Source organism: Streptomyces ziwulingensis, from assembly GCF_039542605.1.
Lineage (GTDB): Bacteria > Actinomycetota > Actinomycetes > Streptomycetales > Streptomycetaceae > Streptomyces > Streptomyces ziwulingensis.
Genome location: NZ_BAABIG010000047.1, coordinates 18,765 through 32,044 on the forward strand (window position 1 = coordinate 18,765; position 13,280 = coordinate 32,044).

The following is a 13,280-nucleotide window of genomic DNA, read 5'->3' on the forward strand; positions in this document are numbered from 1 at the left end:
TACGGCTGTGCGGTCGGTCGACGGGGGGAACGGCACCGACCCGGACCGCGCGGCGGCACTTCCTCATGACATCGACACCGACATCGATGTCCTCCGATCCGTGGCGGGTCGACAATATGAGACTGTTCACGCCGCCGCGCCGCGGCGCTCGCCGCCCAGCTCCGCACCCTCGGCCACGTCCCCAGACGGATCAACACGGCGGACCGGCTCTCCAGGTGGCCGGCGCGGTACGCGTACTACGCGATCAAGGGCAGCACCGACGCCGCCCTGTCGGTGTCCCTGGCCAGGTTCTGGTGGACGGTGCCGAGCCAGGTCGGCCTCGCCTACGGCCCCGTGCTGTGGACCTCGCGCCCGGCCCTGTCCAGTGAGACCAAGAGCTACCTGCTGCGCGAGTCCGCCGGCACCCACGCGGCGATCGCGTTCGGCGACACCGGCGCGGTGACGGTGACGGCGCTGAACACGGCCGGCGCGTCGATCAGCGCCAGCGGCACGCAGTTCACGTACTACCCGTACCACGACGGCGCGCAGCCGGCCCCCGCCGGTGGCGCGAGGGCCGGTGCCCGCTCCGCGCTGTCGGCCGGGGACGGCCAAGAGGCCACGGCCCCCCGGTCCTGTCCCCTCGGCGCCGACCCGCACCTGGACTCCGTCAGGACGGTCCACCGCCGGTAGCCGGGGCCGCGGGGGCGCCGACGAGCATGGTCGGCGCCCCCGCGACCCGGGTCATGAAGACGGTGGCCGAGTGCGGCCCCCGCGGCTTGACCTTCTTCCGCAGCTCCTCCGGCTCGACCGCCGACCCCCGCTTCTTCACGGTCAGCACCCCGACCCCGCGCTCGCGCAGCAGCGCCTTCAGCTTCTTGACGTTGAAGGGCAGCACGTCGGTGATCTCGTACGCGGTGGCGTACGGCGTCGGCCGCAGCGCGTCCGCCGTGACGTAGGCGATGGTGGCGTCCAGGAGCCCGCCGCCGACCTGGTCGGCGACCTCGGAGACCAGATGGGCGCGGACGACGGCGCCGTCCGGTTCGTAGAGGAAGCGGCCGGGCGGGCGGACCTCCGGGTCGGGCAGCGACCGGGAGAGCAGCGTGCGCGGCCCCGGCAGCAGCGTCGCCCGCACCGCCCCCGGCGTGGTGCCGAACCACAGCACCGCCTCCTTGACGTCCCCGCCGTCGGAGATCCACTCGGCCTCGGCGTCGGCGGGCACCGCCTCGTGCGGGATGCCGGGCGCCACCTTCAGCGCGGCGGCCAGCGCGGCCGTACGGGCCGCGCCGACGGCCCACGACAGCGGCGGCGAGTACGCCTCCGGGTCGAAGATCCGCCCGCGTCCGCCGCGCCGCGCGGGATCGACGAACACGGCGTCGTACCCGGCCGTGTCCACCTCCGTCACATCGGCCTCCCGCACCTCGATCAGGCCGGCCAGCCCGAGCGCGTCGGCGTTGGCGCGGGCCGCCGTGACCGCCGCCGGGTCCCGGTCCACGGCCAGCACCCGGATGCCGGCCCGCGCCAGCGCGATGGCGTCCCCGCCGATCCCGCCGCACAGGTCGGCGACCGAGCCCACGCCCAGTTCCCGCAGCCGCCCCGCCCGGTACGCCGCCACGCTCGCCCGCGTCGACTGCTCGACCCCGGCGGGCGTGAAGAACATCCGGCCGGCGTCCTCGGCGCCGAACTTCGCCACCGCCCGCTGCCGCAGGTGCGCCTGGCCGAGCGCCGCCGACACCAGCGCGGCGGGGTGCGTACGGCGCAGTCGGGTGGCGACCGCCAGCTCGTGCGCCGGGTCGGTGGCACGCACCTCGTCGAGGAGGGCGCGGCCTTCGGGGGTGAGGAGGGCGTCGAGGTCGTTCACCGGATCATTGTCGGCCAGTCGGTGGACGGTGTGCCCCCGGCGTGGTGTCGGGCCGGGTTCCCGGGCCGGGGGCTGCGAAGATCCGGCCCCATGCGAGTAGTAGTACAAAATGACAAAAGTCGGGTGTTTCGATCCCGCAGGGCGCGCGTGCGGGGCGGTCTGGCCCTGCTCGCCGTCGCCGCCCTCGGGCCGGGCTGCGCGCGGGCCTCCTCCGAGGTGGAGCCCGCGGGCGGCCAGCAGCTCCAGGTGCCCGCGGCCCGCGCGCTGGACGCCTACGCCGCCGGGCTGCGCGCGGCCCACACGGCGCGCGTCGCCGCCGCGAAGCGCTGGGGCCTGAGACGGGTTCCGCTGACGGCCCCGCCGCCGCCCGCGAAGAAGCCCGAGATCACCACGCGCGACGGCTTCGAGGTCGACGACCACGCCGAACGCGGCCTCCCGCCGGTCTTCACCACCGTCCCCACCGAGGAGAAGATCGTCTTCCTCACCATCGACGACGGCGACGAGAAGGACCCCGCCTTCCTGCGGATGATGAGCGACCTGAAGGTCCCCTACACCGCCTTCCTCAGCGACTACCTGGTGAAGGACGACTACGCCTACTTCAAGAAGATGCAGGCCCGCGGGGTCACCCTCAACAACCACACCCTGAACCACCCGTACCTGCCCGGACTGTCGTACGCCGCCCAGAAACGCGAGATCTGCGGCATGCAGCAGGTGATCCGCGAGCGCTACGGCACCCGCCCCGTCCTCTTCCGCCCGCCCTTCGGCAATTACAACGAGGACACCCTGCTCGCCGCCCGGAGCTGCGGGATCACCCACGTCCCGATCTGGAACGAGGAGGTATTCGCCGACCGCTGGGACTACCGCGAGTGGGACCGCGAGATCCACCGCGGCGACATCGTCCTCACTCATTTCCGCGGCCGGGAAGACTGGCCGGGCACCATGCCCGACATGGTCCGCAGCTTCCTCGACAAGGTCACCGCGGAGGGCTACGCGGTGGCCCGCCTGGAGGACTACCTGTGAAGGAGGACCACCTGTGAAGAGCGGGAGCGGGGACGGGAGCAGGAGCGGCCGGGTCCGGTGGGCCGGGGCCGCCGCCCTGGCGGCCGCGCTGCTCACCGGCTGCGCCGCGCCGGCCCCTCCCGCCGCACCGGCGGGGGCCGGGGCGCCGCCGGGCCCGCTGCCGCCCGTCGTGGACCACGTCCGCACCCGCGACCCGGTCGTCTTCCTCACCTACGACGACGGCGTCGAACGCGATCCCGGCTTCGTCGAACTGGTCCGCGCCCGGCGGCTGCCGGTCACCATGTTCCTCACCGACCAGGTCGCGGGCCCGGCGTACGGGCACTTCGCCCGGCTCCGCGCGGTCGGCGCGAGCCTGCAGAACCACACCCTCGACCACCCCGCCCTGCGCGGCCTGCCGCCCGCCGGCCAGCGCGCCGAGATCTGCGGCCAGCAGCGCAAGCTCCGCTCCCGCTTCGGCGTCCGCCCCCGCCTCCTGCGCCCGCCCTACGGCAGGTACGACACGACGACCCTGCGGGCCGCCGCGGCGTGCGGCATCGGGGCGGTCGTCCTGTGGCGCGCCGCCCCGGACGCCGCCGGGGTCCTGACCTACACCCGGGGCGAGCGCCGCCTCCGCCCCGGCGACATCATCGCCGTGGACCCGGACCGCCCGGCGGACCGCTCCCTGACCGCCCGCACGGAGCGCCTGCTGCGCGAGATCGAGGAGCGGGGACTGCGGGTGGGACGCCTGGAGGACTACCTCTGAACCCGGTGCGCACCCAGGTGTCCACCTCGGCGGCACGGACGAAATGACTCCGACGCGCCGTTGGCATTGGCACTCCGCTTGACCGAGTGCTAATCGCAGTCATAGTCTCAGTTCTGGCACTCACCACTGGAGAGTGCCAACACAGCGACGGGCAGGTCCGGCACCCGCGACGACGGATCCACCTGGTCGCCACCTCAGACAGTCAACCCCGTGAGAACACCGAAGGGGGAGGTCGGAACGTGACGACCGCCAGCTCCAAGGTTGCCATCAAGCCGCTTGAGGACCGCATTGTGGTCCAGCCGCTCGACGCCGAGCAGACCACGGCCTCAGGCCTGGTCATCCCGGACACCGCGAAGGAGAAGCCCCAGGAAGGCGTCGTCCTGGCCGTGGGTCCGGGCCGCTTCGAGGACGGTAACCGTCTTCCGCTCGACGTCTCCGTCGGCGACGTCGTGCTGTACAGCAAGTACGGCGGCACCGAGGTGAAGTACAACGGCGAGGAGTACCTCGTCCTCTCGGCTCGCGACGTGCTCGCGATCATCGAGAAGTAATTCACCCGAAGCACACTGCTTTGAGCTGCGCCCCTGGCCCCCGCCACCACCATGAAGCCGGGCGCCAGGGGCGTAGCTGTCGTTAACCCAGAACCTGGAAGAGGGCTCACGCTCCCATGGCGAAGATCCTGAAGTTCGACGAGGACGCCCGTCGCGCCCTTGAGCGCGGCGTCAACAAGCTCGCTGACACGGTGAAGGTGACGATCGGCCCCAAGGGCCGCAACGTCGTCATCGACAAGAAGTTCGGCGCCCCCACCATCACCAACGACGGTGTCACGATCGCCCGCGAGGTCGAGATCGAGGACCCGTACGAGAACCTCGGCGCCCAGCTCGTGAAGGAGGTGGCGACCAAGACCAACGACATCGCGGGTGACGGTACGACCACCGCCACCGTGCTGGCCCAGGCGCTGGTCCGCGAGGGCCTGAAGAACGTCGCCGCGGGTGCCTCCCCGGCGCTGCTGAAGAAGGGCATCGACGCGGCCGTCGCCGCTGTGTCCGAGGAACTCCTCGCGACCGCGCGCCCGATCGACGAGAAGTCCGACATCGCCGCCGTCGCCGGTCTGTCCGCCCAGGACAGCCAGGTCGGCGAGCTGATCGCCGAGGCGATGGACAAGGTCGGCAAGGACGGTGTCATCACCGTCGAGGAGTCCAACACCTTCGGTCTTGAGCTGGACTTCACCGAGGGCATGGCCTTCGACAAGGGCTACCTGTCGCCGTACTTCGTGACGGACCAGGAGCGCATGGAGGCCGTCCTCGAGGACCCCTACATCCTCATCAACCAGGGCAAGATCTCCTCCATCGGCGAGCTGCTGCCGCTGCTGGAGAAGGTCATCCAGGCCAACGCCTCCAAGCCGCTGCTGATCATCGCCGAGGACCTGGAGGGCGAGGCGCTCTCCACCCTCGTCGTGAACAAGATCCGCGGCACCTTCAACGCCGTCGCGGTGAAGGCCCCGGGCTTCGGCGACCGCCGCAAGTCGATGCTCCAGGACATGGCCGCGCTCACCGGCGCCACGGTCATCTCCGAGGAGGTCGGCCTCAAGCTCGACCAGGTCGGTCTGGACGTGCTCGGCTCCGCCCGCCGCGTCACCGTCACCAAGGACGACACCACGATCGTCGACGGTGCCGGTGAGAAGGCGGACGTCGAGGGCCGCATCAACCAGATCAAGGCCGAGATCGAGTCCACCGACTCCGACTGGGACCGCGAGAAGCTCCAGGAGCGCCTCGCGAAGCTGGCCGGCGGCGTGTGCGTGATCAAGGTCGGCGCCGCCACCGAGGTGGAGCTGAAGGAGCGCAAGCACCGTCTGGAGGACGCCATCTCCGCGACCCGCGCCGCGGTCGAGGAGGGCATCGTCTCCGGTGGCGGCTCCGCGCTGGTCCACGCCGTCAAGGTGCTGGAGGGCAACCTCGGCAAGACCGGCGACGAGGCCACCGGTGTCGCGGTCGTCCGCAAGGCCGCCGTCGAGCCGCTGCGCTGGATCGCCGAGAACGCCGGCCTGGAGGGTTACGTCATCACCTCCAAGGTCGCCGAGCTGGACAAGGGCCAGGGCTTCAACGCCGCCACCGGCGAGTACGGCGACCTGGTCAAGGCCGGCGTCATCGACCCGGTGAAGGTCACCCGCTCCGCCCTAGAGAACGCCGCCTCCATCGCCTCCCTCCTCCTGACGACCGAGACCCTGGTCGTCGAGAAGAAGGAAGAGGAAGAGCCGGCGGCCGGCGGCCACAGCCACGGCCACTCGCACTGAGGCTCCGCACCTCCCCGCCTCCGGCCGGTGCCCGGTACCCCCTTGGGGGTGCCGGGCACCGTCGTCGTAGGGGGCAGGTCCACGGCCGGTGAGCTGCGGAGTGATCTGCGGCAGGCACCGGCGGGCGCTGCCCCACCGGGCGCTCCCGGCCCCGTCGGTCCGGCGGTACGGGTCCGTGGGCGCCGGCGGTGGCCATGGCCGCACCCGGGCCGAGGAGACGCGGCGGCGCGCAGGGGTGCGGCCCGGCCGCCTCGCAGGTGCCCCGCTCGCTACCTCGGCCCGTACTTGCGCCCCGTGCGGGAGCTGATGCCGCCCAGCATGCCGCGAGGCACCAGTTTCGCCGCGCCCATCAGGGCCTTGTAGCGGGGGTCGGGGATCGACAGGGACTTGCCGCGGGCCAGGTCGTCCAGGGCGGCCGCGACCAGCTTGTCGGCGTCCAGCCACATCCAGTTCGGGATGTTGTCCGTGCCCATCCCGGCGCGCTCGTGGAACTCGGTGCGCACGAAACCCGGGGCCAGCGCCATCAGGCGTACCCCGCTGCCGGCCAGGTCCTTCGCCACGCCCTGGGTGAACTGCACGACCCACGCCTTGGAGGCGCCGTACGTGCCGCGCGGGACGAAGGCCGCGACCGAGGCCACGTTGACCACGCCGCCGCGGCCCCGCTCCCGCATCACGTGCGTCGCCGCCGACGTCAGCCGCAGCACCGCCTCGCAGTGCACCTTGAGCATCCGCAGCTCGTCGGCCATCGGCACGTCGAGGAAGCGTCCCTTGTTGCCGAAGCCGGCGTTGTTGATCAGCAGGTCGACGGGGTTCTTGGGATCGCCCAGCCGGGCGGCCACCGCCTCGATGCCGTCGTCCTCGGCGAGGTCGGCCGTCAGTACCTTGGCCTCGATGCCGTGCCGGTCGTGCAGTTCGGTCGCCTGTTCGCGCAGTCGCTTGGTGTCGCGGGCGACCAGGACCAGGTCGTGCCCGTCGGCCGCCAGCCGCCGGGCGAACGCGGCGCCGATGCCCGCCGTCGATCCCGTAATCAATGCCGTTGTCATGACGCAAGGTTAGTGACCCGGACCGGGTTGGTCCGGGTCGCCGACCCGGTCGTCCCCCCGCCCGCACCTCACCGGGCGCGATCTCGCGCGCAAACGCACCGCATGTGCCCGTCCGGTCAAAGCGGTGACGTGGGATTCGCGGTCCGGTCAAAGCGGCGCTTATCCTCGGTGGTGTGATCGAGGCTCGTCATCTCCGTGTGCTGCGCGCCGTCGCCGCCACCGGTTCCTTCTCCGCGGCGGGGCGCGAACTGGGCTGCACCCAGCCGGCCGTCAGCCAGCAGATGAAGGCGCTGGAAACCTCCGTCGGCACCCCCCTGCTCGTGCGTACCGGGCGGGAGATGCGGCTGACCCAGGCCGGCGAGGCGCTGACCCGGCACGCCGCCGGGATCATCGCCGGGCTCACCGCCGCCGAGGAGGAGGTCGCCGCCATCGCCGGGCTGCGCGCCGGGCGGGTCCGCCTGGTCTCCTTCCCCAGCGGCAGCTCCACGCTGGTCCCGACCGCTCTGGCCGCGCTGCGCGCCGCCCACCCCGGCACCCGGGTCTCCCTGGAGGAGGCCGAACCGCCGAACTCCGTCGACCTGCTGCGCGAGGGCGACTGCGACGTGGCGCTCAGCTTCCGCTACGAGGGCGCGGTGGGCGCTGCCGAGTGGGACGACCTGGTCGTCCGCCCGCTGCTGGACGACCGGCTGGTGGCGCTGGTCCCGGAGCGGCACCCCCTCGCGGGCGCGGCGTCCGTCGCCATCGGCGAACTGGCCGGGGAACCCTGGATCGCGGGCTGCCCGCGCTGTCGCGGTCAACTGGTCGAGGTCTGCCAGGCGGCCGGTTTCTCTCCCCGCATCGACTTCGCCACCGACGACTACCCGGCGGTGGTCGGCCTGGTCGGCGCGGGTCTCGGCGTCGCCGTGCTCCCGCAGCTCGCGGTCGAGTCGGTACGCCCGCGGGGCGCCCGTACGGTACGGCTGGAACCGGCGGTGCGGCGGGAGATCGTCGCGCTCACCCTGCCCGACCTGGCCCAGGTGCCGGCCGTGGCGGCCACCCTGGACGAACTGGAGCGGGCCGCGGGCCGCTGACGGCCGCGCCCCGGACTCGGGGCCTCTCCGGCACCCCGGATCGGGAGAAACGTTCCTTCAGGTGTTCGAGGCGGCATCCCCGCCGGACGCCGACGCCGACGGCGGTCCCGGCGCCGGCGCCGATGCCGACACCAGCCGGTTGCGCGCCCGCCCCATCAGTTCTTCGCGTTCGTCCTCGGTCAGTCCGCCCCACACGCCGTACGGCTCGCGCACCGCCAGCGCGTGCGCCGCGCACTCCGCGCGGACCGGGCACCTCATGCAGACCTCCTTGGCCGAGGTCTCGCGCGCGCTGCGGGCCGCACCGCGCTCGCCCTCCGGATGGAAGAAGAGCGAGCTGTCCACCCCGCGGCACGCGGCCAGGAGCTGCCAGTCCCACAGGTCCGCGTTCGGACCGGGAAGGCGGGAGAAATCTGCCATTGCGTGACCCCTTGCAACCGCTATGGGTGGATCGAGTATCCACGACCGTACAACTACGATCTAAGGAGATGAAAATATGACTCATTGCGAATCTAGCCTCAGACACCAGCAAAGTGGAAGAAAAAGGGCTAAATGGGGCACGAGTTTCGAGGAAAGGCGGTGGGTCCCCAGCGCGTGACTGCACCGTGTCCGCCCCCTCACGTAGAGTGCCGAAGGCGACACTCGGCCCCGTAACTCTTTCGAGTGACCATCGTTGAGAAGGCGGAGGCGGTTGAAGGAACAGGCGCTCGGGAGCGTCCGAACGGTCGACCGCACAGGGTGACGATTCCGTACCAGCCTGGAGGCTCAAGGTGACGCGCTTTAGCTGCGGAGGACGGTCATGACTTCCGTCCTTGTCTGCGACGACTCCCCGCTTGCCCGAGAGGCGCTCCGCCGCGCGGTCGCGACCGTGCCCGGCGTGGAGCGTGTGACGACGGCCGCCAACGGCGAGGAAGTCCTCCGCCGCTGGGGTGCCGACCGTTCGGACCTGATTCTGATGGACGTGCGCATGCCCGGTCTGGGCGGTGTCGAGACCGTCCGGCGGCTGCTGTCCGCCGACCCCGGCGCGCGCATCATCATGCTCACGGTCGCCGAGGACCTCGACGGCGTGGCCCTCGCGGTCGCCGCCGGCGCCCGCGGCTACCTGCACAAGGACGCCTCGCGCGCCGAACTGCGCGCCACGGTCACGCAGGCGCTCGCCGACCCGACCTGGCGGCTGGCCCCGCGTCGGCTGCGCTCGGCCGAGATGGGCGCCGCGCCCACGCTCACCGCGCGTGAGATCCAGGTCCTGGAGGGCATGAGCCACGGCCGCTCCAACGCGGAGATCGGCCGGGAGCTGTTCCTCTCCGAGGACACCGTCAAGACGCACGCCCGGCGGCTCTTCAAGAAGCTCGGCGCCTCGGACCGGGCACACGCGGTGGCGCTCGGTTTCCGGTGGGGCCTGGTCAGGTAGGCATCCCCCGTGAGGTGGAGACCCACGGGGCCCGACGGGCGCGCGGAAATCCCCGCTTACCGGCAGGTGAGCGGGGGTGACAAGGCGACCCGCCGGAGGCCCGCTGCTCGTTTCGGCGCGGATGCCGCATCCTTGAGGTGTGGAGTTCCTCGGGGACGAGTCGGTCGAGCGGGAGGGGAGGGCGCAGGGGATGAGTTCCGGCGCACCTGCTCATAACGCTTCGGTGCACAACAACGGACGCGGTGCAACGGACCGGACGGCCGCAAGGCACCATGGACCGATGCGTGACGACGAGGCGGCCCCTGGCCAAGGGACAGTCGGTGCGCTCGTCCACCGCGCGGTCGACGGGGACGAGCAGGCCACGCACGACCTGCTCGCCCATGTCCACCCCCTGGCGCTGCGGTACTGCCGTACGCGGCTCTCCCGGCTGCCCGGCGACGCGCGCCACTTCGTCGAGGACCTCGCCCAGGAGGTCTGCGTGGCGGTGCTCCTCGCGCTGCCCCGCTACAAGGACACCGGGCGCCCGTTCGAGGCGTTCGTCTTCGCCATCGCCGCCCACAAGGTCGCCGACCTCCAGCGGGCCGCGATGCGCCACCCCGGCTCCACGGCCGTCCCGTCCGACGAGATGCCCGAACGGCCCGACGACTCCCTCGGTCCGGAGGAGCGCGCGCTGCTCAGCAGCGACGCCGAGTGGGCCAAGAAACTGCTGGCCAACCTCCCCGACAACCAGCGCGAGCTGCTCCTGCTGCGCATCGCCGTGGGGCTCACGGCCGAGGAGACCGGACAGATGTTGGGAATGTCACCCGGTGCGGTGCGGGTGGCGCAGCACCGCGCGCTGAGCCGGCTGCGCGCGCTCGCGGAGCAGTAGACCACCGGCCGCCGCCCGCTTCGTACGAAAACACGAGGGCGGCGGGCTTCCATGATCGTGGAATGAGCCACCTCCGCTTCCCGTTAGCATGGACATCCGCACCGATCAAGGCCATTTGGGGAAGGTGTCATGACTGCGAACGTCGACGGAGTGCCCGGAAAATTCGCGACACTCGGGCTGACCTACGACGACGTGCTGCTGCTGCCGGGCGCATCCGAGGTGCTCCCCAACGCGGTCGACACCTCGTCCCGCATCTCGCGCAACGTCCGGGTGAACATCCCGCTGCTCTCCGCGGCGATGGACAAGGTCACCGAGTCCCGCATGGCGATCGCGATGGCCCGCCAGGGCGGCGTCGGCGTGCTGCACCGCAACCTCTCCATCGAGGACCAGGTCAACCAGGTCGACCTCGTGAAGCGCTCCGAGTCCGGCATGGTCACCGACCCGATCACGGTGCATCCCGACGCCACGCTCGCCGAGGCCGACGCGCTGTGCGCCAAGTTCCGCATCAGCGGCGTCCCCGTCACCGACGGCAACAAGAAGCTGCTGGGCATCGTCACCAACCGGGACATGGCCTTCGAAACCGACCGCTCCCGCCAGGTGCGCGAGGTCATGACGCCGATGCCGCTGGTCACCGGCCAGGTCGGCATCTCCGGCGCGGACGCGATGGGACTGCTGCGCCGCCACAAGATCGAGAAGCTTCCCCTGGTCGACGAGACGGGTGTCCTCAAGGGCCTCATCACGGTCAAGGACTTCGTCAAGGCCGAGCAGTACCCGAACGCCGCGAAGGACTCCGAGGGCCGGCTGCTCGTCGGTGCCGCCGTGGGCGCCAGCCCCGAGGCGCTGGAGCGCGCCCAGGCGCTCGCCGGAGCCGGCGTGGACTTCCTGGTCGTCGACACCTCGCACGGCCACAACAGCAACGCCCTCAACTGGATGGCGAAGATCAAGTCGAGCGTCCCCGTCGACGTGATCGGCGGCAACGTCGCCACCCGCGACGGCGCCCAGGCGCTGGTCGACGCCGGTGTCGACGGCATCAAGGTGGGCGTGGGCCCCGGTTCGATCTGTACCACGCGTGTCGTCGCCGGCATCGGCGTCCCGCAGGTCACGGCCATCTACGAGGCGTCCCTCGCGGCCCGCGCCGCCGGTGTCCCGCTGATCGGCGACGGCGGCCTGCAGTACTCCGGCGACATCGGCAAGGCGCTCGCCGCCGGCGCCGACACGGTGATGCTGGGCAGCCTCCTCGCGGGCTGCGAGGAGTCGCCGGGCGAGCTGCAGTTCATCAACGGCAAGCAGTTCAAGTCGTACCGCGGCATGGGTTCGCTCGGGGCCATGCAGTCCCGCGGCCAGGGGCGCTCGTACTCGAAGGACCGCTACTTCCAGGCCGAGGTCGCCTCCGACGACAAGCTCGTGCCCGAGGGCATCGAGGGCCAGGTGCCCTACCGGGGCCCGCTCGCCAACGTGCTGCACCAGCTCGTCGGCGGTCTGCGCCAGACCATGGGGTACGTGGGCGCCGCCGCCATCGAGGAGATGGAGTCCAAGGGCCGCTTCGTGCGGATCACGTCCGCGGGCCTCAAGGAGAGCCACCCGCACGACATCCAGATGACGGTCGAGGCACCGAACTACAGCCGCAGCAAGTAGGCAGCGCGCTGCCGCGGGCGGCCCCGGAGATCCGGGGCCGCCCGCGCCGTGCCCGGCCCGGTCCGTCGGGGATACTGGGAGGCGCTGCAACGCATCAGGGAAAGGCCACAGACGTGACTGAGATCGAGATCGGGCGCGGCAAGCGCGGCCGGCGGGCATACGCCTTCGACGACATCGCCGTCGTCCCCAGCCGCCGTACGCGGGACCCGAAGGAGGTCTCGATCGCCTGGCAGATCGACGCCTACCGCTTCGAGCTGCCCTTCCTGGCCGCCCCCATGGACTCGGTCGTCTCCCCGGCCACCGCCATCCGGATCGGCGAACTGGGCGGCCTGGGCGTACTGAACCTGGAAGGGCTCTGGACGCGCCACGAGGACCCGCAGCCGCTGCTCGACGAGATCGTCGGGCTGGACTCGGAGACCGCGACCCGCCGTCTCCAGGAGGTCTACGCCGCTCCCATCCGGGAGGAGCTGATCGGGCAGCGCATCAAGGAGGTGCGCGACTCGGGCGTCGTCACCGCCGCCGCGCTCTCCCCGCAGCGCACGGCCCAGTTCTCCAAGGCCGTCGTGGACGCGGGCGTGGACATCTTCGTGATCCGGGGTACGACCGTCTCGGCGGAGCACGTCTCCGGCTCGCACGAGCCGCTGAACCTCAAGCAGTTCATCTACGAACTGGACGTCCCGGTGATCGTCGGCGGCTGCGCCACGTACACCGCCGCCTTGCACCTGATGCGCACCGGCGCCGCGGGTGTGCTCGTCGGCTTCGGCGGCGGCGCCGCGCACACCACGCGCAACGTGCTGGGCATCCAGGTCCCGATGGCGACCGCCGTCGCCGACGTGGCCGCCGCCCGCCGCGACTACATGGACGAGTCCGGCGGCCGGTACGTGCACGTGATCGCGGACGGTGGCGTCGGCTGGTCCGGCGACCTGGCCAAGGCGGTCGCCTGCGGCGCCGACTCGGTGATGATGGGTTCGCCGCTGGCCCGCGCGACCGACGGGCCGGGCAAGGGCCACCACTGGGGCATGGAGGCCGTCAACGAGGAACTGCCGCGCGGCAAGAAGGTCGACCTCGGCACGGTGGGCACGCTGGAGGAGATCCTCACCGGCCCGTCCCACACCCCCGACGGCTCGATGAACCTCTTCGGCGCCCTGCGCCGCGCCATGGCCACCACCGGCTACAGCGAACTGAAGGAGTTCCAGCGCGTCGAGGTGACGGTCGCGGACTCCCAGCACAGCCGGTAGCCGCAGCCGCCTGACCTGTACGAGGGGCCGGTCGCCCTGGGGGCGACCGGCCCTTTTGCATGTCCGGCGGCTTTGGAGCGGTGCGGCGGGGGCGCGTAGCGCGTGCAGGTGCGTGCAGGGGGGCGTGCC

The 13,280-nt window shown here is 71.8% G+C and carries 13 protein-coding genes; 10 read left to right on the top strand and 3 right to left on the bottom strand.

Translation table 11 applies throughout. From position 1 onward, the window contains the following. The first annotated feature begins 273 nt into the window (after positions 1-273). Positions 274-669: a hypothetical protein gene (locus ABEB00_RS22490; protein WP_345621840.1), complete on the top strand. Its 396-nt coding sequence runs from the start codon at positions 274-276 to the stop codon at positions 667-669. Here the strand turns inward: ABEB00_RS22490 and ABEB00_RS22495 are convergent. After that, positions 647-1,837 carry a class I SAM-dependent methyltransferase gene (locus ABEB00_RS22495; protein WP_345621841.1) on the bottom strand — a complete coding sequence of 397 codons (1,191 nt, stop codon included), beginning with the start codon at positions 1,835-1,837 and terminating at the stop codon, positions 647-649. The two genes, ABEB00_RS22490 and ABEB00_RS22495, sit on opposite strands and share 23 nt — an antisense overlap. A gap of 90 nt (positions 1,838-1,927) precedes the next feature. Here ABEB00_RS22495 and ABEB00_RS22500 point away from each other — a divergent pair, with 90 nt between their 5' ends. The 4 genes from ABEB00_RS22500 to groL all read left to right on the top strand — a co-directional run bounded on the left by ABEB00_RS22500 (position 1,928) and on the right by groL (position 5,889). Next, a complete protein-coding gene (locus tag ABEB00_RS22500) occupies positions 1,928-2,857 on the top strand; it encodes a polysaccharide deacetylase family protein (protein ID WP_345621842.1) in 930 nt (309 codons plus the stop codon). A gap of 13 nt (positions 2,858-2,870) precedes the next feature. Further along, positions 2,871-3,599, top strand: a complete 729-nt coding sequence (locus ABEB00_RS22505) for a polysaccharide deacetylase family protein (RefSeq protein ID WP_425586550.1) — start codon at positions 2,871-2,873, stop codon at positions 3,597-3,599. 239 nt (positions 3,600-3,838) lie between these two features. Continuing rightward, positions 3,839-4,147 carry a co-chaperone GroES gene (gene groES / locus ABEB00_RS22510; protein ID WP_014178834.1) on the top strand — a complete coding sequence of 103 codons (309 nt, stop codon included), beginning with the start codon at positions 3,839-3,841 and terminating at the stop codon, positions 4,145-4,147. A gap of 116 nt (positions 4,148-4,263) precedes the next feature. Continuing rightward, on the top strand, positions 4,264-5,889 hold the full coding sequence (gene groL, locus ABEB00_RS22515) for a chaperonin GroEL (protein WP_345621843.1): 1,626 nt from the start codon (positions 4,264-4,266) through the stop codon (positions 5,887-5,889). 269 nt (positions 5,890-6,158) lie between these two features. Here groL and ABEB00_RS22520 read toward each other — a convergent pair whose 3' ends face one another. Beyond that, positions 6,159-6,932 (bottom strand): SDR family NAD(P)-dependent oxidoreductase, encoded by a 774-nt coding sequence (locus ABEB00_RS22520; RefSeq protein WP_345621844.1) that lies wholly within the window; start codon positions 6,930-6,932, stop codon positions 6,159-6,161. Positions 6,933-7,105: 173 nt separating this feature from the next. Here ABEB00_RS22520 and ABEB00_RS22525 point away from each other — a divergent pair, with 173 nt between their 5' ends. Further along, positions 7,106-8,002, top strand: a complete 897-nt coding sequence (locus ABEB00_RS22525; protein WP_345621845.1) for a LysR family transcriptional regulator — start codon at positions 7,106-7,108, stop codon at positions 8,000-8,002. A gap of 57 nt (positions 8,003-8,059) precedes the next feature. Here ABEB00_RS22525 and ABEB00_RS22530 read toward each other — a convergent pair whose 3' ends face one another. After that, positions 8,060-8,419, bottom strand: coding sequence for a WhiB family transcriptional regulator (locus tag ABEB00_RS22530; RefSeq protein WP_345621846.1), 360 nt, complete (start codon positions 8,417-8,419; stop codon positions 8,060-8,062). A gap of 379 nt (positions 8,420-8,798) precedes the next feature. Here ABEB00_RS22530 and ABEB00_RS22535 point away from each other — a divergent pair, with 379 nt between their 5' ends. The 4 genes from ABEB00_RS22535 (at position 8,799) to ABEB00_RS22550 (ending at position 13,151) form a co-directional block, all read left to right on the top strand. Continuing rightward, positions 8,799-9,410 carry a response regulator transcription factor gene (locus ABEB00_RS22535; protein WP_003948568.1) on the top strand — a complete coding sequence of 204 codons (612 nt, stop codon included), beginning with the start codon at positions 8,799-8,801 and terminating at the stop codon, positions 9,408-9,410. A gap of 280 nt (positions 9,411-9,690) precedes the next feature. Then, on the top strand, positions 9,691-10,278 hold the full coding sequence (locus ABEB00_RS22540) for a sigma-70 family RNA polymerase sigma factor (RefSeq protein ID WP_345621847.1): 588 nt from the start codon (positions 9,691-9,693) through the stop codon (positions 10,276-10,278). A 129-nt stretch (positions 10,279-10,407) separates the two neighbouring features. Continuing rightward, a complete protein-coding gene (guaB, locus tag ABEB00_RS22545; protein WP_345621849.1) occupies positions 10,408-11,913 on the top strand; it encodes an IMP dehydrogenase in 1,506 nt (501 codons plus the stop codon). Between the two features lie 113 nt (positions 11,914-12,026). Further along, the gene (locus ABEB00_RS22550) at positions 12,027-13,151 is read left to right on the top strand and encodes a GuaB3 family IMP dehydrogenase-related protein (protein ID WP_345621850.1); all 1,125 of its coding nucleotides are present in this window, start codon (positions 12,027-12,029) and stop codon (positions 13,149-13,151) included. Positions 13,152-13,280: the final 129 nt, after the last annotated feature.